The sequence below is a fragment of the Actinosynnema sp. NPDC050801 genome (assembly GCF_040673975.1).
Classification (GTDB): Bacteria; Actinomycetota; Actinomycetes; order Mycobacteriales; family Pseudonocardiaceae; genus Actinosynnema.
In genome coordinates this window covers 39,214-61,169 of the sequence record NZ_JBFAQZ010000028.1, presented here as the reverse complement: position 1 = coordinate 61,169, position 21,956 = coordinate 39,214, and the positions used below count along the sequence as shown (strand labels likewise).

The following is a 21,956-nucleotide window of genomic DNA, read 5'->3' as shown; positions in this document are numbered from 1 at the left end:
GGACACCGCGGGGGGCGACTGTGCACGACCGGATCTTCCTCGACTCGGCCGGTTCTTCCCTGCCGCCGCGCGAGGTGCTGGACGAGGTGATCGGCCACCTGCGGCGGGAGGCGGAGGTCGGCGGGTACCTGGCCGCGCGGGAGCGGGCGGACGACCTGGAGGCCGGGTACGGGGTGTTCGCCGAGCTGCTGGGCGCGTCGCCGGACGAGGTCGCGTTCACCGACAGCGCGACCCGGTCGTGGCTGACCGCGTTCGACGCGGTGCCGCTGGCGGCTGGTGACCGGGTGCTGTTCAGCGAGGCCGAGTACGCGGGCACGGCGATCCCGATCCTGCGCCGGGCGCGTGAGGTCGGCGCGTCCGCGCAAGCGGTGCCGTCCGACGAGTTCGGGCAGGTCGACGTGGACGCGTTGAAGGACCTGCTGGACGAGCGGGTGAAGCTGGTCTCGCTGGTGCACGTGCCCACCAACAGCGGGCTGGTGAACCCGGCGCGCGAGGTCGCCGACGCGGCGCACGAGGTGGGCGCGCTGGTGCTGCTCGACGCGTGCCAGTCGATCGGGCAGCTGCCGGTGCGCGCCGACGAGCTGGGTGTCGACCTGATCGCGGGCACCGGCCGCAAGTGGTTGCGCGGGCCGCGCGGCACCGGTGTGCTGGTCGTGCGCCGTGAGGCCGCCGCGCGGATGAACCCCCGGCTGATCGACCTGCACAGCGCCGAGTGGGTCGGGCCGGACGAGATCCGGCTGCGCGACGACGCGCGGGTCTACGAGATCTGGGAGACCAGCGTCGCCGACCGGCTGGGGCTGATCGCGGCGGCGCGGTACGCGCTGGCCAAGGGCCTGGACGTGATCGAGCGCGAGGTCGGCGAACGGGCCCGGCGGCTGCGTGACGGGCTGGGCGCGCTGCCCGGCGTGACGGTGCGCGACCCGGGCGTGCGCAAGGCGGGCATCGTCACGTTCACCGTGGACGGGGTGTCGGCGGCCGACGTGCGCGACCGGCTGGCCGACGAGGGCGTCACGGTCACCGTCAGCGGCGCGTCGTCCACGCTGCTGGACATGACCCGGCGCGGGCTCGACGAGGTGGTCAGGGCCTCGCCCCACTACTTCGTCGAGCCCGCGCAGGTGGATCAGGCCGTGGCGGCCGTCAGCAGGTGCGCCCGGTGATGCGCGGGACGCAGTCGGAGTAGTCCAGGAACAGCTGCACCGCGGTGTCGTTGCGCGAGGTCTGCGCGGCGATCACGGTGTCACGCGGGTAGAAGCCGCTGGTCCCGCTGGCCGACCTGGGGTACATCTCGAACGTGTAGCTCCAGATCTTGTGCGCGGCCCACATCCAGTCGTCCACGCTGCCGTCGGTGATGTAGAGGTCGCTGGCCTGTTGGGGCGTGTAGCCGTTCAGCGCCGCCATCCGCCTGCCCATGGTCTGGAACACGTTGGCCTGGGTGGCGTCCAGGCCCGCGGCGGTGTCGTTGTAGGTGTAGCCGTACGGCCACAGGATCAGCTCCGAGTAGGTGTGCCAGTCGATGTGCGTCTTGATCTGCTGCACACCGCCGACCACGCGCGTGCCGACGAAGTCGCGGACGCGGGCGGTCTCCGGCGCGGAGAACGCCGACGGGCCGCGGTAGGTCTCGCTCGACCCGCTGCCGCTGGAACCGCCGCAGCAGCCCCACTGGTAGCCCCAGTTGCGGTTGGGGTCGGTGCCGGTGGAGGTGGAGTTCGGCTGCCGGTTCTTGCGCCACGCCCGGAACGAGCCGGTCGCGATGTCGTACTCGGCGCCGTCCGGGTTGACGCTCGGGATGATCCAGATCTCCCGGCTGTCGACCGCGCCCTTGACGGCCGAGTTGGACGCGTAGTTGTCGGTGTACCGCTTGATGATGTGCAGGCACATCTCCACGGTCAGGTGCTCACGCGCGTGCTGGTTGCAGGTGAACAGCACCTCGGGCTCGGCCTCGTCGACCGTCGGGTTGTCGCTGATCTTGATCATCCACAGGTCGCGGTTCTGGTACGACTTGCCGATGCTGCGCAGCGTGACGAGGTTCGGGTGGTCGCGGACGGTCTGGTTCAGCTCGGTGACCATCTCCGCGTAGTTGTGGTAGCCGGTGTAGCCGGACGGGAAGTCCTGCGTGCCGAGCTGCGGGTCGGTGAAGTCGACCTTGCCCAGGCCCGCGAGCTGCGCGTCCGCGTCACCGGTGTCCTTCATCGGCAACCCGGTGGCGCGCAGCAGCCACTGCTGGCGCGGTTCGGCGATCACGGTGAGCGTGTCGCCGTTCTGGCCGAGGACGTCGACGCCGGTCCGGGCGACCTTGGTGCGGGCCTCCGGTGTGGTCGCGGTGACCTCGAAGACGGTCCGCTCCGGGGTGTGCGCGGTCGCCGGTTGAGCAGATCCCGGGTGCGCGGGGAGCACCAGGGCCACGCTCGCGACCAGCGCGGCGGCCACAAGGCCGCGCCGCTTGGTGAACATCAAGCCTCCATCATCAGCAGGGTTTGCGACGGAGATGTGCCGCACCTCAGGAGGGTGCCCACGCAGCGTGGCCCCTCGATCACGGATCGAGGTAGCCCCCGTTTGTCGGGTTCACCGCCGGGGTGCGGGCTGACAGTTGACGGAATTGGCGACCGCTTACCCTTGGAGGCATGCTCAGCCGCATCGACCTGCGAGGTCGTGTCCCGTCCGCCGCCGAACTGCGCGCCGCGCTGCCGCGCGCCGAGGTCGACGTGGACGCGGTGCTGCATCAGGTCCGGCCGCTCGTGGACGACGTGCGCGAACGGGGTGTCGAGGCCGTCCTCGAGCACGGCGAGAAGTTCGACAAGGTCCGGCCCGCCTCCGTCCGCGTGCCCGCGTCCGAGCTGGAGCGCGCGCTGTCCGAGCTGGACCCGGCCGTGCGCGCGGCGCTGGAGGAGTCCATCGCCCGCGCCCGCAAGGTGCACGCCGACCAGCGCCGGGTCGACACGACCACCCAGGTCGTGCCCGGCGGCACGGTCACCGAGCGCTGGGTGCCGGTGTCCCGCGTCGGCCTGTACGCGCCCGGCGGCCTGGCCGTCTACCCGTCCACCGTGGTGATGAACGTGGTGCCGGCGCAGATCGCGGGCGTCGAGTCGCTGGTGGTCTGCTCGCCGCCGCAGGAGGAGTTCGGCGGGCTGCCGCACCCGACGATCATGGCCGCCGCCGCCCTGCTCGGCGTGACCGAGGTGTGGGCCGTCGGCGGCGCGCTCGCGGTCGCCCTGCTCGCCTACGGCGGCACGGACACCGACGGCGGCACCCTGGACCCGGTGGACGTGGTGACCGGTCCCGGCAACATCTACCTGACCGCCGCCAAGCGGCTGCTGCGCGGGCTGATCGGCATCGACTCCGAGGCCGGGCCGACCGAGATCGCGATCCTGGCCGACGACACGGCCGACCCGGCGCACGTGGCCGCCGACCTGATCAGCCAGGCCGAGCACGACCCGCTCGCCGCGAGCGTGCTGGTGACCACGTCGCCGGAGCTGGCGGACGCGGTGGACGCGGAGCTCGACCGCCGGACCGGCGCGACCAAGCACCACGAACGCGTGCGGACGGCGCTGACGGGCAAGCAGTCGGGCACCGTGCTGGTGTCCAGCCTGGACGAGGGGCTGCGCGTGGTGGACGTCTACGCCGCCGAGCACCTGGAGATCCAGACCGCCGACGCCCGCGAGGTCGCGGCACGGGTGCGCGCGGCGGGCGCGATCTTCGTGGGACCGCACTCGCCGGTGTCGCTGGGCGACTACTGCGCGGGCTCCAACCACGTGCTGCCCACCGGCGGGTGCGCGCGGCACTCGTCGGGGCTGTCGGTGCAGACGTTCCTGCGCGGCATCCACGTGATCGACTACAGCGAGGACGCGTTGCGCGAGGTGGCGCCGCACGTCGTGGCGCTGGCGAACGCCGAGGACCTGCCCGCGCACGGCCAGGCGATCACGGCGAGGTTCCCCGGATGATGAAGCCCGCCATCGGCTCGAAGGTCGAGTTGGCCGACCTCCCCCTGCGTGAGGACCTGCGCGGCCGTACGCCGTACGGCGCGCCGCAGCTGGACGTGCCCGTCCGGCTGAACACCAACGAGAACCCGTACCCGCCCACGCCCGCCCTGGTGGCGGACGTGGTGCGGGAGGTCGCGGCGATCGCGGGCGAGCTGCACCGCTACCCGGACCGGGACGCGGTGGCGTTGCGCGAGGACCTGGCCGCCTACCTGGCCTCGTCCACGGGCGTGCCGCTGACCTCGGCGAACCTGTGGGCGGCGAACGGGTCGAACGAGGTGCTGCAGCAGATCCTCCAGGCGTTCGGCGGGCCGGGCCGGTCGGCGCTGGGCTTCGAGCCGTCGTACTCGATGCACCCGATCATCGCCGCGGGCACCCGCACGGAGTGGGCGCCGACGCCCCGCCGTGCCGACTTCTCGCTGGACGTGGAGCGCGCGGCCGGGATCGTCGCCGAGCGCGCCCCGGACGTGGTGTTCGTGACCAGCCCGAACAACCCGACCGGGCAGAGCCTGCCGCTGGACGACCTGCGGGTGCTGATCGAGGCCGCGCCCGGCATGGTCGTGGTGGACGAGGCGTACGCGGAGTTCTCGTCCCGGCCGAGCGCGGTCGTGCTGCTGGACGACTACCCGGCGAAGCTGATCGTCAGCCGGACCATGAGCAAGGCGTTCGCGTTCGCCGGCGGCCGGCTGGGCTACCTCGCCGCCGCACCCGCCGTGGTGGCCGCGTTGCAGCTGGTGCGGCTGCCGTACCACCTGTCGGCGTTGACCCAGGCGGCGGCGCGGGCGTCGTTGCGGCACGCGGCGGAGACGCTGGGTTCGGTGGCCCGGTTGGCGGCCGAGCGCGACCGGGTGGTGGACTCGTTGGCGGCTCTGGGTTTCTCGGTGGTGCCGAGCGACGCGAACTTCGTGCTGTTCGGCTGGTTCGAGGACGCGCACGCCACGTGGCGGTCGTATTTGGAACGCGGTGTGCTGATCAGGGACGTCGGCATCGTCGGACATCTGCGGGTGACGGTCGGTACTCCGGAGGAGAACGACGCGTTCCTCGCGGCGAGCAAGGAGGTTGGCCGGTGAGCCGGGTCGGCAAGGTGGAGCGCACCACCAGGGAGTCGTCGGTGTACGTCGAGGTGGACCTCGACGGGACCGGCAAGGTCGAGATCGCGACGGGCGTGCCGTTCTACGACCACATGCTGACCGCGCTGGGCGTGCACGGGTCGTTGGACCTGGTCGTCCGGGCGACCGGTGACGTGGAGATCGACGCGCACCACACCGTGGAGGACGTGGCGATCGTGCTCGGCCAGGCGTTGCGGGAGGCGTTGGGCGACAAGGCGGGCATCCGCCGGTTCGGCGACGCGTGGATCCCGATGGACGAGACGCTGGCGCACGCGGCGGTGGACGTGTCCGGGCGGCCGTACTGCGTGCACGTGGGTGAGCCGGAGCAGTTCAACACCTTCACCATCGGCGGCAACTACCCGTTCGTGCTGAACCGGCACGTGTTCGACTCGCTGGCGTTCCACGCGGGGATCGCGCTGCACGTGCGGGTGGAGTACGGGCGCGACCCGCACCACATCGCCGAGGCGCAGTTCAAGGCGATCGCGCGGGCGCTGCGTGCGGCCGTGGAGCCCGACCCGCGCGTCGGCGGCGTCCCGTCGACCAAGGGCGTCCTGTAGATGCCGAAGGAATACGTGGTCATCGGCCTGATCGCGCTGGCCGGCTTCCTCGGCGGCGGCGTCTACAGCACCTGGAAGACGGCCCGCGCCCTGGCGATCATCCTGCTCGTCCTCGCCGCCGTCGCCGTGGGCGCCGCCATCACCTGGCTCCTCTGACCCCGACCACGACACTCGGCACTCGGGGCCCCCGAACGTTCAACTCACGACTCCTGAACGCAGGACACGCGCGTTCCGAACGTAGGACACGCGCGTTCTGAACGTAGGACACGCGCGCGAGTCCTACGTTCAGGTCGCGCGAGTCGTACCTCCAGGTCGCGCGTGTCCTACGTTCAGGTCGTGCGTGTCCTACGTTCAGGACCCCCGAGTTGAACGTTCGGGCGCGGCGCGGGCAGCGGATTTGGCTGTCTGCGTATGGTTGGTCACATGTCGTCACCGGCTGAGGCCGCCATCACCGTCGGTCGCCCTCGGGAGAGGGCCGACGCCGCCCGCAACCGGGCCCGCGTGCTCGCCGCCGCGGAAGAGGTGTTCGCCGCCGCCGGTGGGTCGGTCGGCGTGACGATGGAGGACATCGCCCGTGCCGCGGGCGTGGGTCGGGCGACGCTCTACCGGCGCTACCCGGACACGACGTCGATCGCGCAGGCGCTGCTGGACGAGCACGAGTCCGGGATCCAGGCCCGCATCCTGACCGGACCGCCGCCGCTGGGTCCGGGCGCGCCGCCGGACGAGCGGCTGGCCGCGTTCTACCGGACCATGGTCGGCCTGCTGGAACGGCACCTGCACCTGGTGCTCGGCGCGGAGACGGGCCGGGCGCGGTTCCGGGCGGGCGCCTACGGCTTCTGGCGGCGGCACGTCGCCTCGCTGGTGGACGGCGCGCCCGCGGCCGTGGTGGACGCCTTGATGGCGCCGTTGGCCCCCGAGGTCTACCAGTACCAAAGACAGGTGCGCGGTCTGGGCCCGGACGAGGTGGTCGCGGGCCTCGACTGGCTCACGAGACGTGTTCTCGCAGGTAGTTAGGCGGCACGGCGGCCACCAGCCACACGCCGTTGGCGCTCACCCGGAACTCGTGGCCGTCGGCGGCCATGGCCGCGGCGTCGACCGCGAGCACCACCGGCTTGCCCCGGCGTGACCCGACCCGCACCGCCGTCTCCACGGTCGCGGACAGGTGCACGTCGTGCCGCGCCATCGGCCGCAGTCCGTCGCGGAAGATGTCGGACAGGACCCGGCCCACGGTCCCGTGGTACAGCGCGGCGGGCGGCTCGGCCACCGGCAGGTCCAACGACACCGCCACGGTGTGCCCCTGACTGGCCCTGATCCGCCCGTCCTCGATCGCGAACCGCTGCTTGTCGTTGTCCGCCACGACCTCCAGCACCTGCGCCCGGGGCACGCCCAGGGCGCGCACGAGATCATCCAGGTCCACCCACCCGGCCGCGTCGAGCGTCAACCCGACGTCCCCCGGCGCGTGACGCAGGACCCTCGCCATCCGCTTCGACAAGCGGACCATCTGCTTCTTCTCTTGCACGACCCCCAGTGCAGCACGGCGGCACAACCCGATATCACGTGCCGCCTTCGAGAGCGGGCTTGAGCTTGGGCGCGCCGGGCCCGTCGGCGGCCTGCTCGTCCTCGAAGTTGTGCAGGAAGCAGCTGCGCAGCGACAGGCACCCGCAGCCGATGCACGAGGTCAGCCGGTCGCGCAGCCGCCGCAACGCGTCGATCCGCGCGTCGAGCTCCACCTGCCAGCTCGTCGACAGCCTGCTCCAGTCGGACTTGGTCGGCGTGCGGTTGTCCGGCAGGGTCGCCAGCGCGGCGTGCACGTCCTCCAGCGACAACCCGACCCGCTGCGCGGTGCGGATGAACGCCAGCCGCCGCAGCACGTGCCGCGGGTACCGGCGCTGGTTGCCCGCGGTGCGCTCGGACGTGATCAGCCCCCGTTCCTCGTAGAACCGCAGCGCGGTGTGCGGCACGCCGCTGCGTTCGGCCACCTGACCGATGGTCAACATCTCCGGCAACTTGCTCACGTGCGCATCCTATTGCTTGACCTCGACCTAAGTCGAAGTTGTTTCGTGGTGTCATGGCAGTCAAGGACAAGTCCGGCTTCGCGGACATCCCCGCGTTGTTCCGGCGCATGACGGGTGACGAGAAGCACGAGTGGGCGGCGGCGTCCACGCTGGACGTGCTGTGGGTGCTCTACGACCGGGTGCTGGACGTGTCGCCGGACCTGGTGGACGACCCGGACCGCGACCGGTTCCTGCTGTCCAAGGGGCACGGCCCGATGGCGTACTACGCCGTGCTGGCCGCGAAGGGCTACCTCGATCCGTCCACATTGGACACGTGGACGGCGTGGGACTCGCCGTTGGGACAGCACCCGGACCGGGTCCTGGTCAAGGGCGTGGAGATCAGCAGCGGCTCGCTGGGGCACGGCCTGCCGATCGCCGTCGGCACCGCGCTCGGCCTGCGCCTGCAACGCCGCACCGCGCGGACGTTCGTGCTGGTCGGCGACGCGGAGCTGGACGAGGGCAGCAACCACGAGGCGATCGCGCTGGCCGGCCGGCTCGGCCTGGACCACCTCGTCACGGTGGTGGTGGACAACGCGTCCGGCACGCACGGCTGGCCCGGCGGCGTGGCGAGGCGGTTCGAGGTCGAGGGGTGGCAGACGTCCACAGTGGACGGACGCGACCACGAGGCGCTGCACCGGGTGTTGACGCAGGACCACCCGGGCCGGCCGTTGGTCGTGGTGGCGGAGATCGGCGAGGGGGAGCGATGACGTCGATGCGACAGGTTTTCGTGGACACCGTCGAGGACGCGATGCGGCACGACCCGCGGGTCGCCGTCGTGCTGGCGGAGATCTCGCGGGACGCGTTCGCGCCGCACGAGCGGGTGATCAACGTCGGCATCCGCGAGCAGGCGATGGTCGGCGTGGGCGCGGGGCTGGCGCTGAGCGGGCTGCGGCCGGTGGTGCACACCTACGCGCCGTTCCTGGTCGAGCGGCCGTTCGAGCAGGTCAAGCTGGACTTCGGGCACCAGGGCGTGGGCGGGGTGCTGGTCAGCATCGGCGGCTCCTACGACGACCCGGCGTGGGGCCGCACGCACCAGGCGCCCGGCGACGTGGCGCTGTTCGACACCCTGCCCGGCTGGACGGTCCGGGTGCCCGGCCACCCGGACGAGGTCGGGTCGCTCGTGCGGGACGCCCTGGCGCGCGACGACCAGGTCTACATCCGGCTCTCACTGCGCCGCAACGGCGCGCCGCACCCGGTGGTCGAGGGGTTCACCGAGGTGCGGCGCGGCCGGCGGGGCGTGGTGGTGGCCGTCGGACCGATGCTGGACACCGTGCTGGAGGCGACCCGGGACGCCGACGTGACCGTGCTCTACGCGACCACCGTGCGGCCCTTCGACGCGGCCGGGCTGCGAGCCGCGGTGGACCGGTCCGGGCAGGCCGACGTGCTGCTGGTCGAGCCGTACCTGGAGGGCACGTCGGCGCACCTGGCGACCGAGGCCCTGGCCGACGTGCCGCACCGGCTGCGGTCCCTGGGCGTGCGCCGGGACGCCGAACTGCGGGCCTACGGCACCGCCGAGGACCACGATTCGGCGCACGACCTCGACGTGCTCGGCATCGCCGCGGCCGTGCGTCGGATGTTCGGCCACCCGCTCGCTGCGGCATGATCTCTGCCTGTGAGCGTGCCGAGAACCCTGATCTGGACACCCGCGCCGACCGCGGAGTTGCAGCTGAACCTGCACCGCGCCGCCGCGGGCCCCGCGGCCCTGGTCCCGGTGGCGTCCGGGACGGTGCTGCTGCCCCGCAGGCAGATCGGGTTCCCGGCGGCGGTCCGGCTGGCCGAGCGGGTGCGGGAGACCGGTGCGGCGGCGCTGCTGCTGCGCTGGTCTCCCGGCGCCGAGGTGTGGACCGACGGCGAGCGGGCGGGCTCCACGGGCCCGGCGCGGCGGCTGGTCGGCCTGCTGCGCTGGTGGCGGCTGGACGCCCGCCCGGCGCCCGTCGACCTGCCCGCCGACGTGGCGGAGGTGCGCGCCCTGGTCGACGAGGGCCGTGCCGACACCTGGGTCACCGCCCTGCCCGACCGCGCCGGCCTGCCGATCAACACCGTCCTGCCCGTCGTCCCGGTCACGCAGGGCGGGTTGGCCTGACGGTCGTGGCGGACCGCACGCTCGCGGGGCGCGACGTGGCGACTACCCTGGTCACGTGCCCAAGGTCGTTGTGCTGGACTACGGATTCGGCAACATCCGCTCCGCCGAGCGCGCGCTCCAGCGCGTCGGCGCCGACGTGGAGGTGACCGCCGACCACCGGGCCGCGCTCGACGCGGACGGCCTGGTGGTGCCCGGTGTCGGCGCGTTCGCGGCGTGCATGGCGGGCCTGGACGCGATCAAGGGCGGTCGGCTCATCGGCCAACGGCTCGCCGGCGGGCGTCCCGTGCTCGGCATCTGCGTCGGCATGCAGGTCCTGTTCGAGCGGGGCATCGAGCACGGCGTGCTCACCGAGGGCTGCGGCGAGTGGCCGGGCACGGTGGAGCGGCTGGAGGCGCCGGTCGTGCCGCACATGGGCTGGAACACCGTCCGCGCGCCCGGGGACACCGCCCTGTTCGCCGGCCTCGACGCGGACACCCGCTACTACTTCGTGCACTCCTACGGCGTGCGCAAGTGGGAGCTGGAGGCGTCCGACACGCTCCGCGCGCCGCTGGTGACGTGGGCCGAGCACGGCGGCGACCAGTTCGTCGCGGCGGTGGAGAACGGGCCGCTGTGGGCGACCCAGTTCCACCCCGAGAAGTCCGGCGACGCGGGCGCGCACCTGCTGGAGAACTGGCTCAAGAGCGTCAACTAGGCTGAACGCGTGACTTTCACGCTGCTCCCGGCCGTTGACGTGGCCGATGGCCGGGCCGTTCGGCTCGTGCAGGGCGAGGCCGGCACCGAGACCAACTACGGCGACCCGCTGGACGCCGCGCTCGCGTGGCAGCGCGACGGCGCCGAGTGGGTCCACCTGGTCGACCTCGACGCCGCGTTCGGCCGCGGCGGCAACCGCGAGCTGCTGGCGCGCGTGGTCGGCGAGCTGGACGTCAAGGTGGAGCTGTCCGGCGGCATCCGCGACGACGCGTCGCTGGCCGCGGCGCTGGCGACCGGCTGCGCCAGGGTGAACCTGGGCACGGCCGCGCTGGAGGACCCGGTGTGGTGCGCGAAGGTCGTCGCCGAGCACGGCGAGAAGATCGCGGTCGGCCTGGACGTGCGGATCACCGAACAGGGCCACCGGGTCGCCGCGCGCGGCTGGACCAAGGACGGCGGCGACCTGTGGGAGGTGCTGGAGCGGCTGGACCGCGACGGCTGCGCCCGCTACGTGGTGACCGACGTCGGCAAGGACGGCACGCTCCAGGGCCCGAACGTGGACCTGCTGCGCGAGGTGTGCGCGCGCACCGACGCACCGGTGATCGCCTCCGGCGGGGTGTCCAGCGTGGCCGACCTGGTCGCGCTGGCGGCCCTGTCCCGCGACGGCGTCGAGGGCGCGATCGTGGGCAAGGCGCTGTACGCGGGCGCGTTCACGCTCCCGGAGGCGCTGGCCGCTGTGCGCGGTTGATCGCGTCCTCGATCTCCTTGACGATGTGGGCCTCCGCGGCCGCCTCGGTCACGCCCGTGCGGGCGAGGGCCTTGGCCGCGGTGCCCTCGCCCTCGGCGAGCAGGCCGAGCAGCAGGTGCTCGGTGCCGACGAAGTGGTGACCCTGGCGCAGTGACGCCCGCACGGCCAGTTCCAGCGCCTTCTTGCAGTGCGTGGTGAACGGCTGCTGCTCGGGCCGCTGCCGGACCGTGCCGTCCAGCTCGTTGAGCACGGCCATCCGGGTGGTGCCCTCCGACGCCTCCAGCTTGGCGATCGTCTTGGCGGCCAGGCCGCCGGACTCGTCCAGCAGGCCGAGCAGGATGTGCTCGGTGCCGATGTGCTCGCTGAACCTGGCGTGGTGGCGGGCCAGCACGATGACCCGGCGGGCCCGGTCGGTGTAGCGGTCGAAGCTCGGCTTGAGGTCGGGCGACTCCTTGGGCACGAACCGCTTCTGCGCGGCCTGCTTGGTGACGCCGATGCTCTCGCCGATGTCGGTCCAGCTCGCGCCCGCGCGGCGGGCCTCGTCCACGAAGTGGCCGATGAGGTGGTCGCCCAGTTCGTCGAGCTGGGCGCTCAGCTCCACGGCGGCGGTCAGCCTGCGCAGCACGTCGGGGTGTTCCGACGCGACGGTGACGATGAGGTCCGTGAGCTGGACCGGGGGAGCTACCACCCGTCAACTGTAGGTTGACGCCGAGGACGTGGTCAACCTCGGGTTGACGGTGGCTAGGCCGGGTCGATCGCGATGCCGATGGTGCCCTCGCGGCCCCGGCGGATCCGGCTGCCCAGCAGTGAGAGCCTGCCCACAACGCCGTACTTCCTGGCGATGAGGGACCGCGCGCGGTCGCTGCCCGCCCGGTCGAGCAGCCGTGCGGTGGCCGGGATCTGCGCGCCGGTGGGCTTGCCCTTGAAGTCGCACGGTCCGATCTGGACGTCGCCGCTGCGGCGGATGCGCTTGACCTTGCCCGCGTCGGCGGCCGACCAGACGTAGAGCGTGCCGTTCATGCCGGCCACCCAGACCGGTGTCGGCACGGCGGTGCCGTCCTTGCGAAAGGTGGTCAGCAACAGGTACTTGCCGGCTGCGAGGTCCATGACCGGCAACGTTAGCCGTTGCGGGGATGCGGAAGAGCCCCGCTCCCACGAGGGGAACGGGGCTCTTCCGGTCACGCTCAGGTCAGATGACCGTCACGTTCGTCGCCTGGGGGCCCTTGGCACCCTGGCCGACATCGAAGCTCACCCGCTGGTTCTCTTCCAGGCTGCGGTAGCCGCCGCTCTGGATCTCCGAGTAGTGGACGAACACGTCCGCGCCGCCATCCTCGGGGGAGATGAAGCCGAAGCCCTTCTCCGAGTTGAACCACTTCACGGTGCCCTGCGCCATCTTTGTACTCCTCATACAGCTACCAACGGGGCGAACGCACCCGCTGGGGCCGGTCCAAACGCTGACCCTGAGGAATCACACGCTCAAACAATGTTTCGCGAGCGTGGATGACACGAACACAAAACTTGCGACCTCCACAAGTGAACCACACTTTTGCCGCCACGTCGCCCACCCAGTCGTGTGAGTCTTGAGTTCACGTCCCGTGGGTCCCCCGTTCACACCCCGCGTGTCCCACGTCCAGAACGCGCGTGTCCTACGTCCAGGACCCCCGAGTTGAACGCTCGGGCACCGGAAGTCGGCCGGTCAGGGCGCACCCGTAGGCTTTTGCCCATGTCGGTTGCGGTGCGCGTGATCCCCTGCCTGGACGTCGACCGGGGCCGGGTGGTGAAGGGCGTGAACTTCACCAACCTCGTCGACGCGGGCGACCCGGTCGAGCTGGCGCGGGCCTACGACGCCGAAGGCGCCGACGAGCTGACCTTCCTGGACGTGACGGCGTCCTCCAGCGACCGCGAGACCACGTTCGACGTGGTCAGGCGCACCGCGGAGCAGGTGTTCATCCCGCTGACCGTGGGCGGCGGCGTCCGCAGCGCCGACGACGTGGACAAGCTGCTGCGCGCGGGCGCGGACAAGGTGAGCGTCAACACAGCCGCGATCACCCGGCCCGAGCTGCTCGGCGAGCTGTCCCGCCGGTTCGGCGCCCAGTGCATCGTGCTGTCGGTGGACGCGCGGCGCGTGCCGGAGGGCGAGCGGCCCACCCCGTCGGGGTTCGAGGTCACCACGCACGGCGGGCGCAAGGGCACCGGCATCGACGCGGTCGAGTGGGCCGCGCGGGGCCAGGAGCTCGGCGTCGGCGAGATCCTGCTGAACTCCATGGACGCCGACGGCACCAAGGCCGGGTTCGACCTGGAGCTGATCCGGCTGACCCGCGAGGTGGTCGACGTGCCGTTGATCGCCAGCGGCGGCGCGGGCGTGGTCGAGCACTTCCCGCCCGCGGTGGCCGAGGGCGCGGACGCCGTGCTCGCGGCCAGCGTGTTCCACTTCGGCACGTTGCGCATCGGCGACGTGAAGCGGGGCCTGCGTGACGCCGGCGTGGAGGTGCGCTGATGTTCGGCCCGCGCAACGCGCCCGTCGAGGCGTTCGTCGCGACCGTGATCGGCGCGGCCGGCGCCCTGGCGTTCGTGCTCATGGGGTTGGTCCAGTGGCAGGTCGACGGCGACCCGGGGTGGATCAGGTTCCCGGTGATCGTCGCGGTGCTGGAGCTGCTGGTGGTGGGCGGCCTGGTGGCCGGCCTGCGCCCGGCCCGGCTGACCGCCGCGCTGGTGTTCAGCGTGGTGGCGTTGATCCACCTGCTGGCCGTGCTCAACGAGGGGCCGGTGTGGGTCCGCGTGCTGTCCGGCGTGCTCTCCGCGGTCCACGTCTACGCCGTGGTGATGCTCAACACCCGTCCCGCCCGGCTCCACTTCCTCGGAGGACAGCGTTGACCAGCGCGCTCGACCCGTCCCTCGCGTCCCGGCTCAAGCGCACCGCCGACGGCCTGGTGTGCGCCGTGGCGCAGCGGCGTGGCACCGGGGAGGTGCTGATGGTGGCGTGGATGGACGACGAGGCCCTGCACCGCACGCTCACCACCCGCCGGGCCACGTACTACTCGCGCAGCCGGCAGCAGCTGTGGGTGAAGGGCGAGACGTCAGGGCACACGCAGTACGTGCACGAGGTGCGGCTGGACTGCGACGGCGACACGGTGCTGCTGGTCGTCGACCAGGTCGGCGCGGCCTGCCACACCGGTGACGCGACCTGCTTCGACGCCACGGTGCTGCTCGGCCCGGCCGACTGACCCGCCGGCCGACTGACCCACCTGTCGACCCGCCGGCCGGGTGCTCAGCCGATGTCGCCGGTCAGGTAGCGCTGCAGGTTCGGCGCGATGGCCTTGACCATCGTCTCCACGTCCGCCGAGGCGAACGGCTCGAACCGGACCACGTAGCGCACCATGCCCATGCCGAAGATCTGGCTGGCCAGCAGCGTCGCGCGCAGCTCGCCGTCCGCCACGTCGAGGTGCGTCACCAGCCGCTTCAGCAGCGTGTGCACGAAGAACTCGCGGAGCACCTCGGCGACCTGCTCGTGCGCCGTGACGCTGCGCATCAACGCGGCGAACTGGCCGCCGCCGGTCGGGTCCCACACGCCGAGGAAGTTGCGCACGATCCGTTCGCCGATCTCCTCGTCCGGACCGTCCAGCAGCCGTCCGATCAGCTCGTTCGGGTCGAGCGGCACCTGCAGCACGGCCTTGGCGAACAGGCCCTCCTTGCCGCCGAACCAGTGGTTGACCATGGCCGCGTCCACCCCGGCCCGCGCGGCGATGGACCGGACCGTGGCGCCCTCGTAGCCGCGCTCGACGAACACCTCCCGTGCGGCGGCCAGCAGCGCGGCCTTGGTGTCCTCGCCGCCGGACCGCCGACCGCGGCGCTTGGGCTCGGTTTGGTTCCCGCTCGGGTTCACGCCATCATCATGCGGGACGCCCCGCCGTTTTTCAACGCACGTTGAAATAGAGCCCGGCCGAACCCCCGTATAGGCGCAACCGGCACAATGTCGCCCATGGTGAGCGTCATCGGTGCAGGTGCGGGTCTGGGCGAGGTCAGTCCGACGCGCGAGGAGTTCCGCGAGCTCGCCGCCCAGCGGCGGGTCATCCCGGTGGTGCGGCGGCTGCTGGCGGACGCGGAGACGCCCGTCGGGCTGTACCGCAAGCTCGCGGCGGACCGGCCGGGCACGTTCCTGTTCGAGTCGGCCGAGAACGGCCGCTCCTGGTCGCGCTGGTCGTTCGTGGGCGCGCGCAGCGCCGGCGCGCTGACCGCGACCGGCGGCGAGGCGTTCTGGCTCGGGCCGCACCCGGTGGGCCTGCCCGAGGGCGGAGACCCGCTGGTGGCGCTGCGCGAGACCATCGAGGTGCTGCGCACCGACCCGCTGCCCGGCCTGCCGCCGTTGACCGGCGGGATGGTCGGCTACATCGGCTACGACGCCGTGCGGCGGCTGGAACGGCTGCCGTCGCTGGCGGAGGACGACCTGAAGGTGCCGGAGCTGGTGATGCTGCTGGCCACCGACCTGGCCGCGCTGGACCACCACGAGGGCACCGTCACCCTCATCGCCAACGCCATCAACTGGGACGACTCGCCCGAACGCGTGGACGCCGCGTACGACGACGCGGTGGCCCGGCTCGACGTGATGACGCAAGACCTGCAGAGTCCCGCGCCGCCCACGGTCGCGGTGTTCGCGCGGCCCAAGCCGGAGTTCGTCCGCCGCCGCACGCAGCAGGAGCACTACGCCGTGGTGGAGAAGGCCAAGGAGGCCATCCGCGCCGGCGAGGCGTTCCAGGTCGTGCTGTCGCAGCGGTTCGAGATGCGCACCACCGCCGACCCGCTCGACATCTACCGCGTGCTGCGCACGTCCAACCCCAGCCCTTACATGTACCTGCTGCGGTTGGACGACTTCGACATCGTCGGGTGCAGCCCGGAGTCGTTGGTGACCGTGCGCGATGGTAAGGCCACCACTCACCCGATCGCGGGCACCCGGTGGAGGGGCGTCGACGACGAGGAAGACGCCCTGCTGGAGAAGGACCTGCTGGCCGACCACAAGGAACGCGCCGAGCACCTGATGCTGGTCGACCTGGGCCGCAACGACCTGGGCCGGGTGTGCAAGCCGGGTTCGGTGACCGTGGTCGACTTCTTCAAGGTCGAGCGGTACAGCCACGTCATGCACATCGTGTCCACGGTCAGCGGCGAGCTCGCCGAGGGTCGCACGGCGTTCGACGCGGTCGCGGCGTGCTTCCCGGCGGGCACCCTGTCCGGCGCGCCCAAGCCGCGCGCGATGGAGCTGATCGAGGAGCTGGAGCCGACCCGGCGCGGCCTGTACGGCGGCGTCGTCGGCTACCTGGACTTCGCGGGGGACGCCGACACCGCGATCGCCATCCGGACCGCCCTGGTGCGCGACGGCGTGGCGTACGTGCAGGCGGGCGGCGGCATCGTGGCCGACTCGGACCCGGTCGCCGAGGACAACGAGTGCCTGAACAAGGCGGGCGCGGTGCTCTCGGCGATCGCGACCGCGCAGACCATGGCCCCGGCGGTGGACCCGGCCCGTGTCTGAGACCCCCGTCGCCCGGCCGGGCAGGCGTCCACTGTGGATCGTGGTGGCGCTGCTGCTGCTCGCCGCGGCGGCGCTGTGGGGCGCGGGCGGCCTGACCTGGGACCCTTCGGCGGACCGAAGCGGCGCCGACGTCGTGCCCGCGCTGACCCCGTTGGCGTTGCTGTGCCTGGCCGCGATCGCCGCCGCGGTGGCGTTGAGCGGCTGGGTGCGGCGCGTGCTCGGCGTGGTGGTGATCCTCGCGGGCGTGGCGGTGGCGTTCCAAGGAGTGGACGCCGAAGGGCCCACGACCGGCCGCGGCCTCGTGCTCGCGGCCGCGGCGCTGGTGGTGTGCGCGGGCGTGCTGCTCGTCGTGCGCGGTTCGGCCATGCCACGCCTGGGAGGCGGCTACCAGACGCCCGGCGCGGCCAAGCGGACCGCCGATCCCGAGCGCGAGCTGTGGAACGCGCTGGAACGCGGCGACGATCCCACGCAGCGGGACTGACCTCGCGCTGACGGCCGGCTGACGCACCGACGGCGCACGTTTGCGCACGTCGGCTCGCAAGTGCCCTGGTCATCTGCGAGAACGGGACTACCCGGTGGCCGGACGCGGTTCGCGGCGGGGTTAGCATCCTCGTGGCGGGAAGGGGAGCATGACGTGCGGGAGCTTGCGACTGAACCGGAAGGTCTGACGGAGTCGAGCGAGGTGCTCGGATGACCGTGCTGGAGTCGATCATCGAAGGCGTCCGCGAAGACCTCGCCGAGCGCGAGGCGGCACTGCCCTTCGACGTGCTCAGGGAGAAGGCGGCGAAGGTGCCGCCGGCGCAGGACGTGATGTCGATCCTGCGCGCGCCGGGTGTCGGCGTCATCGCCGAGGTCAAGCGGCGCAGCCCGTCCAAGGGGCAGCTGGCCGACATCCCGGAGCCCGCGGAACTCGCCGCGCAGTACGAGCTGGGCGGCGCGCGGGCGATCAGCGTGCTGACCGAGCAGCGCCGGTTCGGCGGGTCGCTGGCGGACTTCGACGCGGTGCGCGCGGCGGTGGGCGTCCCCCTGCTGCGCAAGGACTTCATCGTCAGCCCCTACCAGGTGCACGAGGCACGCCTGCACGGCGCCGACCTGGTGCTGCTGATCGTGGCGGCGCTGGAGCAGAACGCGCTGGTGTCCCTGCTCGACCGGGTCGAGTCGCTCGGCATGACCGCCCTGGTCGAGGTGCACACGGCCGAGGAGGCCGACCGCGCGCTGGAGGCCGGTGCGAGCGTCATCGGCGTGAACGCCCGCAACCTGCACACGCTGGACGTCGACAAGGACGTGTTCGGCCGGATCGCGCCCGGACTGCCCTTCGACACCATCAAGATCGCCGAGTCCGGGGTGACCGGGCCGGGCGACCTGATGGCCTACGCGGGCGCGGGCGCCGACGCGGTGCTGGTCGGCGAGAGCCTGGTGACCAGCGGCGACCCCAAGGTCGCGGTGAACAAGCTGGTGACGGCGGGGTCGCACCCCGCGTGTCCCCGGCCCAGCCGATAAGCACAGCCGGCCAGACCCCGCCGGTCGGTTACGCACGCGAAGGAGAGCGCATGGCGCGCGGCCAGTTGGCTCCGACACCCCACGACCCGGACGAGCGGGGCCACTTCGGGCCGTGGGGCGGCCGGTTCATGCCGGAAGCGCTCATCGCCGCCGTGGACGAGCTCGCCGCGTTCTACGAGAAGGCGCGGGTCGACCCCGAGTTCCTCGACGAGTTCGCCCGGCTGCTGCGCGACTTCGCCGGCCGCCCGTCGCTGCTCACCGAGGCGCCGAAGTTCGCCGCCCACGCGGGCGGCGCGCGGGTGTTCCTCAAGCGCGAGGACCTCAACCACACCGGCTCACACAAGATCAACAACGTGCTGGGTCAGGCGCTGCTCACCAAGCGGATGGGCAAGAAGCGGGTCATCGCCGAGACCGGCGCGGGCCAGCACGGCGTGGCCACCGCCACCGCCTGCGCCCTGATGGGCCTGGACTGCGTCGTCTACATGGGCGAGGTCGACACCGAGCGGCAGGCGCTGAACGTGGCCCGGATGCGGCTGCTCGGCGCGAAGGTCATCCCGGTGAAGAACGGCTCGCGCACGTTGAAGGACGCCATCAACGAGGCCCTGCGCGACTGGGTCGCCAACGTGGACGACACCCACTACCTGCTCGGCACCGCTGCCGGACCGCACCCGTTCCCGGTGCTCGTGCGCGACTTCCACCGGATCATCGGCATCGAGGCGCGCGAGCAGATCCTGGAGAAGGCCGGCCGGCTGCCCGACGTCGTCGCCGCGTGCGTGGGCGGCGGCTCCAACGCCATCGGCATCTTCCACGGCTTCATCGACGACCCGTCCGTGCGGCTCGTCGGCCTGGAGCCCGGCGGCGACGGCATCGACACCGACCGGCACGGCGCGACGCTGACCGCGGGCACCCCCGGGTCCCTGCACGGCGCGATGTCCTACGTGCTGCAGGACTCCGACGGGCAGATCGCCGAGGCCCACTCCATCTCCGCGGGCCTCGACTACCCCGGCGTCGGACCCGAGCACGCGTTCCTCAAGGACAGCGGACGGGCCGAGTACCGGCCGGTGACCGACGCCCAGGCGATGGAGGCGTTCGCGCTGCTGTCCCGCGAGGAGGGCATCATCCCGGCGGTCGAGTCGGCGCACGCCCTGGCCGGCGCGCTGGTGCTCGGGCGCGAGCTCGGGCCGGACGGGTTGATCCTGGTGAACCTGTCCGGGCGCGGCGACAAGGACATGGACACCGCGATCAAGTGGTTCGGGCTGGGGGTGGAGTCGTGAGCAGGCTTGAACCGGTTTTCTCGGCTTGTCGGGCGGAGTCGCGGGCGGCCCTGATCGGGTACCTGCCCGCCGGCTACCCCACCGTCGAGGGCTCCAAGGACGTGCTGCGGACGATGGTGTCGTCCGGGTGCGACCTGGTGGAGGTCGGCCTGCCGTTCTCCGACCCCGTCATGGACGGCCCCACCATCCAGCGCGCGGCCGAGCGGGCGTTGCGCGGCGGGTTCCGGGTGCGGGACCTGTTCGGCGTGGTCGAATCAGTTGCGGCGGCCGGTGGGCGCGCGGTCGTGATGACGTACTGGAACCCGGTGCTCGCGTACGGGGTCGACCGGTTCGCGCGCGACCTGGCGGCGGCCGGCGGGCTGGGTGTCATCACGCCCGACCTCGTGCCCGACGAGGGCGCCGAGTGGATCGCGGCCACGGACGCCCACGACCTGGACCGGATCTTCCTGGTCGCGCCGTCGTCCACGGAGGAGCGGATCTCCCTGACGGCCCGGTCGTCACGCGGATTCCTGTACGCCACGTCCGTGATGGGCGTGACAGGTGCGCGTGACGTGGTGTCGTCGGCGGCTCCGGCGCTGGTCAAGCGCGTGCGTGAGCACACCGACATGCCCATCGGTGTCGGGCTCGGCGTGCGGAACGGGGCGCAGGCGGCGGAACTGGCGGCGTTCGCGGACGGTGTGATCGTGGGCTCCGCCTTCGTGTCCGCCGTGGAGGACGACACCGTGGCGGCGTTGACCGAGGAGTTGGCCAGTGGGGTGCGCCAAGCAGCGGCAGCCGTGTAGCACGCACGTTCGAGTGAACTAAGCCGTTCGTCGGCTTTCGTGGCGTCGTTCTGTCGGTGGTCGTCGGCATGCTGCCCCCATGACCACCGACTACGAGCACCCGATCCTCGACCACCACGGTCCCTGGACGTTGACCGACGTCATGGCGCTCCCCGAGGACACCTTCCAACGAGTCGAACTCGTCGACGGGTCGCTCCTGGTGAGCCCATCGGGGACGTACCCGCACCAGTTGGTGCTCGGCTCCATCACGATGGCGCTGAGCCGCGCGTCACCGGTCGGGTGGGAGGCCCTGCCCGGGGCGAACGTCCTGCTGTCGCCCGTCCGGATGCTCATCCCCGACTTCACCGTCAACGTCGCGGGCGCAGACGGCTCGCTGCTCCCGGCGGCGGACCTGGTGGTGGCGGGAGAAGTGCTCTCACCGAGCTGCAGCGTCAACGACCTCGTGCTGAAGCGGAAGCTGTACGCGGAGGCAGGCGTGCCGTTCTACCTGGTCGTGGACCCGAAGGACGGTGAGGTGACCGCCACGATGTTCGAGTGGGAAGCCGGGGAGTACGTCGAGTCCGCGCGCAGCGAGGGCGGCGTGCTGACGCTGACGCGACCCTTCCCGGTAACAATCGAGCTGTCGCCGTAGGACGAACGGCCGCACCCACTACGGTGGTGGCCGTGGTGACGACTTACCTCGCGACGATCCCCAGCCCCGACCAGGGCGTGTGGCACCTGGGACCGATCCCGATCCGCGCCTACGCGCTGTGCATCATCCTCGGCATCATCCTGGCCATCTGGTGGGGTGAACGCCGCTGGGTCGCCCGCGGCGGCCTGAAGGGCGACGTCACCGACATCGCCGTCTTCGCGGTCCCGTTCGGCCTGGTCGGCGGACGGCTCTACCACGTCGCGACGGACTACGACAAGTACTTCGGCGAGGGGCGCAACCCGCTCGAAGCCCTGGCCATCTGGAACGGCGGCCTCGGCATCTGGGGCGCCATCGCACTCGGTGGCGTCGGCGCGTGGATCGCGTGCCGGCGCAAGGGCATCCCGCTACCCGCGATGGCGGACGCGCTCGCACCCGGCATCGTCGTCGCACAGGCCATCGGCCGCCTCGGCAACTACTTCAACCAGGAGCTCTACGGCGGTCCCACCACGCTGCCGTGGGGCCTGGAGATCTACGAGCGCGAGGACCCGGTCACCGGCTTCGAGGACGACCTCGGCGGCGTCGTGCGGGACCACACGCCGATCGAGATCGTGCACCCCACGTTCCTCTACGAAATGCTGTGGAGCCTCGGCGTCGCGCTGCTCATCGTGTGGGCCGACCGCAAGTTCCGCCTGGGCCACGGCCGCGTGTTCGCGCTCTACGTCGCGGGCTACACCTCCGGCCGGTTCTGGATCGAGATGATGCGCACCGACTACGCCCGCGAGGTGTTCGGGCTGCGGATCAACGTCATCACCTCGGTCGTCGTGTTCATCGGCGCGGTCGTGTACTTCGTCCTCGCCGCCAAGAAGGGCGACCGCGAGGTCATCGTGCGCGAGGAGACCACCACCGGGACACCCGATCCCGAGCACGCCTCCGACGAGCCCGGACCGGACCCCGACGCCGAGCAGACGACCGTCCCCGACACCAAGACGGCGCCCGACCAGCCCGCGGACACCGGCGACAAGCCGGACAAGTAGCC

28 protein-coding genes are annotated in these 21,956 nt (G+C 72.0%); 21 read left to right on the top strand and 7 right to left on the bottom strand.

The window, feature by feature from the left end; translation table 11 throughout:
* The first annotated feature begins 20 nt into the window (after window positions 1-20).
* Window positions 21-1,157: an aminotransferase class V-fold PLP-dependent enzyme gene (locus AB0K14_RS36305; protein ID WP_360459402.1), complete on the top strand. Its 1,137-nt coding sequence runs from the start codon at window positions 21-23 to the stop codon at window positions 1,155-1,157.
* Here AB0K14_RS36305 and AB0K14_RS36300 read toward each other — a convergent pair.
* Window positions 1,138-2,451: a M14 family metallopeptidase gene (locus AB0K14_RS36300; RefSeq protein ID WP_360459404.1), complete on the bottom strand. Its 1,314-nt coding sequence runs from the start codon at window positions 2,449-2,451 to the stop codon at window positions 1,138-1,140. The two genes, AB0K14_RS36305 and AB0K14_RS36300, sit on opposite strands and share 20 nt — an antisense overlap.
* Before the next feature lie 170 nt (window positions 2,452-2,621).
* Here AB0K14_RS36300 and hisD point away from each other — a divergent pair, with 170 nt between their 5' ends.
* The 5 genes from hisD (at window position 2,622) to AB0K14_RS36275 (ending at window position 6,654) form a co-directional block, all read left to right on the top strand.
* Window positions 2,622-3,938: a histidinol dehydrogenase gene (gene hisD, locus AB0K14_RS36295; protein WP_360459406.1), complete on the top strand. Its 1,317-nt coding sequence runs from the start codon at window positions 2,622-2,624 to the stop codon at window positions 3,936-3,938.
* Window positions 3,938-5,044, top strand: coding sequence for a histidinol-phosphate transaminase (locus tag AB0K14_RS36290; protein ID WP_360459502.1), 1,107 nt, complete (start codon window positions 3,938-3,940; stop codon window positions 5,042-5,044). Before hisD ends, AB0K14_RS36290 begins: the two co-directional genes overlap by 1 nt.
* Entirely contained in the window at window positions 5,041-5,640 is a 600-nt protein-coding gene (gene hisB / locus AB0K14_RS36285; RefSeq protein ID WP_073899729.1) for an imidazoleglycerol-phosphate dehydratase HisB, read from the top strand. The genes AB0K14_RS36290 and hisB overlap by 4 nt, the downstream gene beginning before the upstream one ends.
* A complete protein-coding gene (locus tag AB0K14_RS36280; RefSeq protein WP_360459408.1) occupies window positions 5,641-5,796 on the top strand; it encodes a hypothetical protein in 156 nt (51 codons plus the stop codon). It begins immediately after the preceding gene.
* Window positions 5,797-6,063: 267 nt separating this feature from the next.
* Window positions 6,064-6,654 (top strand): helix-turn-helix domain-containing protein, encoded by a 591-nt coding sequence (locus AB0K14_RS36275; protein ID WP_360459410.1) that lies wholly within the window; start codon window positions 6,064-6,066, stop codon window positions 6,652-6,654.
* Here the strand turns inward: AB0K14_RS36275 and AB0K14_RS36270 are convergent.
* On the bottom strand, window positions 6,626-7,141 hold the full coding sequence (locus AB0K14_RS36270) for an RNA 2'-phosphotransferase (RefSeq protein ID WP_360459504.1): 516 nt from the start codon (window positions 7,139-7,141) through the stop codon (window positions 6,626-6,628). The genes AB0K14_RS36275 and AB0K14_RS36270 overlap by 29 nt on opposite strands.
* A gap of 52 nt (window positions 7,142-7,193) precedes the next feature.
* Window positions 7,194-7,655, bottom strand: coding sequence for a redox-sensitive transcriptional activator SoxR (gene soxR, locus AB0K14_RS36265; RefSeq protein ID WP_360459412.1), 462 nt, complete (start codon window positions 7,653-7,655; stop codon window positions 7,194-7,196).
* Window positions 7,656-7,708: 53 nt separating this feature from the next.
* Between soxR and AB0K14_RS36260 the strand changes: the two genes are divergently transcribed.
* The 5 genes from AB0K14_RS36260 to priA are packed head-to-tail and all read left to right on the top strand — an operon-like array spanning window position 7,709 to window position 11,212.
* Window positions 7,709-8,401, top strand: a complete 693-nt coding sequence (locus AB0K14_RS36260) for a transketolase (RefSeq protein WP_360459414.1) — start codon at window positions 7,709-7,711, stop codon at window positions 8,399-8,401.
* A complete protein-coding gene (locus AB0K14_RS36255) occupies window positions 8,398-9,297 on the top strand; it encodes a transketolase (protein ID WP_360459416.1) in 900 nt (299 codons plus the stop codon). Before AB0K14_RS36260 ends, AB0K14_RS36255 begins: the two co-directional genes overlap by 4 nt.
* A 9-nt stretch (window positions 9,298-9,306) precedes the next feature.
* Entirely contained in the window at window positions 9,307-9,777 is a 471-nt protein-coding gene (locus AB0K14_RS36250; protein ID WP_360459418.1) for a hypothetical protein, read from the top strand.
* 55 nt (window positions 9,778-9,832) lie between these two features.
* Window positions 9,833-10,468, top strand: a complete 636-nt coding sequence (hisH, locus tag AB0K14_RS36245) for an imidazole glycerol phosphate synthase subunit HisH (RefSeq protein ID WP_360459420.1) — start codon at window positions 9,833-9,835, stop codon at window positions 10,466-10,468.
* Between the two features lie 9 nt (window positions 10,469-10,477).
* A complete protein-coding gene (gene priA, locus AB0K14_RS36240) occupies window positions 10,478-11,212 on the top strand; it encodes a bifunctional 1-(5-phosphoribosyl)-5-((5-phosphoribosylamino)methylideneamino)imidazole-4-carboxamide isomerase/phosphoribosylanthranilate isomerase PriA (RefSeq protein WP_360459422.1) in 735 nt (244 codons plus the stop codon).
* Here the strand turns inward: priA and AB0K14_RS36235 are convergent.
* The 3 genes from AB0K14_RS36235 to AB0K14_RS36225 all read right to left on the bottom strand — a co-directional run bounded on the left by AB0K14_RS36235 (window position 11,175) and on the right by AB0K14_RS36225 (window position 12,605).
* Window positions 11,175-11,900: a Clp protease N-terminal domain-containing protein gene (locus tag AB0K14_RS36235; RefSeq protein WP_360459424.1), complete on the bottom strand. Its 726-nt coding sequence runs from the start codon at window positions 11,898-11,900 to the stop codon at window positions 11,175-11,177. The two genes, priA and AB0K14_RS36235, sit on opposite strands and share 38 nt — an antisense overlap.
* Before the next feature lie 53 nt (window positions 11,901-11,953).
* Window positions 11,954-12,319: a PPOX class F420-dependent oxidoreductase gene (locus tag AB0K14_RS36230; protein ID WP_360459426.1), complete on the bottom strand. Its 366-nt coding sequence runs from the start codon at window positions 12,317-12,319 to the stop codon at window positions 11,954-11,956.
* 82 nt (window positions 12,320-12,401) lie between these two features.
* Complete coding sequence (locus AB0K14_RS36225; protein WP_033437808.1) at window positions 12,402-12,605, bottom strand: cold-shock protein; 204 nt, start codon at window positions 12,603-12,605, stop codon at window positions 12,402-12,404.
* A gap of 330 nt (window positions 12,606-12,935) precedes the next feature.
* Here AB0K14_RS36225 and hisF point away from each other — a divergent pair, with 330 nt between their 5' ends.
* From hisF to hisI, 3 genes are read left to right on the top strand one after another with little or no spacing between them, the layout of a single operon-like run.
* A complete protein-coding gene (gene hisF, locus AB0K14_RS36220) occupies window positions 12,936-13,709 on the top strand; it encodes an imidazole glycerol phosphate synthase subunit HisF (RefSeq protein ID WP_360459428.1) in 774 nt (257 codons plus the stop codon).
* Window positions 13,709-14,086, top strand: a complete 378-nt coding sequence (locus tag AB0K14_RS36215; RefSeq protein ID WP_360459430.1) for a hypothetical protein — start codon at window positions 13,709-13,711, stop codon at window positions 14,084-14,086. Before hisF ends, AB0K14_RS36215 begins: the two co-directional genes overlap by 1 nt.
* Entirely contained in the window at window positions 14,083-14,436 is a 354-nt protein-coding gene (hisI, locus tag AB0K14_RS36210) for a phosphoribosyl-AMP cyclohydrolase (RefSeq protein WP_360459432.1), read from the top strand. The genes AB0K14_RS36215 and hisI overlap by 4 nt, the downstream gene beginning before the upstream one ends.
* 44 nt (window positions 14,437-14,480) lie before the next feature.
* Here the strand turns inward: hisI and AB0K14_RS36205 are convergent, their stop codons facing one another.
* The gene (locus AB0K14_RS36205) at window positions 14,481-15,095 is read right to left on the bottom strand and encodes a TetR family transcriptional regulator (RefSeq protein ID WP_360459433.1); all 615 of its coding nucleotides are present in this window, start codon (window positions 15,093-15,095) and stop codon (window positions 14,481-14,483) included.
* Between the two features lie 96 nt (window positions 15,096-15,191).
* On the opposite strand from AB0K14_RS36205, the gene AB0K14_RS36200 reads away from it, so the two are divergent.
* The 7 genes from AB0K14_RS36200 (at window position 15,192) to lgt (ending at window position 21,954) form a co-directional block, all read left to right on the top strand.
* Window positions 15,192-16,733, top strand: coding sequence for an anthranilate synthase component I (locus AB0K14_RS36200; protein WP_360459435.1), 1,542 nt, complete (start codon window positions 15,192-15,194; stop codon window positions 16,731-16,733).
* The gene (locus AB0K14_RS36195) at window positions 16,726-17,214 is read left to right on the top strand and encodes a Trp biosynthesis-associated membrane protein (protein WP_360459437.1); all 489 of its coding nucleotides are present in this window, start codon (window positions 16,726-16,728) and stop codon (window positions 17,212-17,214) included. Before AB0K14_RS36200 ends, AB0K14_RS36195 begins: the two co-directional genes overlap by 8 nt.
* Before the next feature lie 209 nt (window positions 17,215-17,423).
* Window positions 17,424-18,233: an indole-3-glycerol phosphate synthase TrpC gene (gene trpC, locus AB0K14_RS36190; protein WP_360459439.1), complete on the top strand. Its 810-nt coding sequence runs from the start codon at window positions 17,424-17,426 to the stop codon at window positions 18,231-18,233.
* Window positions 18,234-18,283: 50 nt separating this feature from the next.
* Window positions 18,284-19,507, top strand: coding sequence for a tryptophan synthase subunit beta (trpB, locus tag AB0K14_RS36185; RefSeq protein WP_360459441.1), 1,224 nt, complete (start codon window positions 18,284-18,286; stop codon window positions 19,505-19,507).
* Window positions 19,504-20,289, top strand: a complete 786-nt coding sequence (gene trpA, locus AB0K14_RS36180; protein WP_360459443.1) for a tryptophan synthase subunit alpha — start codon at window positions 19,504-19,506, stop codon at window positions 20,287-20,289. Before trpB ends, trpA begins: the two co-directional genes overlap by 4 nt.
* A gap of 79 nt (window positions 20,290-20,368) precedes the next feature.
* The gene (locus AB0K14_RS36175) at window positions 20,369-20,920 is read left to right on the top strand and encodes a Uma2 family endonuclease (RefSeq protein ID WP_360459445.1); all 552 of its coding nucleotides are present in this window, start codon (window positions 20,369-20,371) and stop codon (window positions 20,918-20,920) included.
* A gap of 35 nt (window positions 20,921-20,955) precedes the next feature.
* The gene (gene lgt, locus AB0K14_RS36170; RefSeq protein ID WP_360459447.1) at window positions 20,956-21,954 is read left to right on the top strand and encodes a prolipoprotein diacylglyceryl transferase; all 999 of its coding nucleotides are present in this window, start codon (window positions 20,956-20,958) and stop codon (window positions 21,952-21,954) included.
* The last annotated feature ends 2 nt before the right edge of the window (window positions 21,955-21,956 follow it).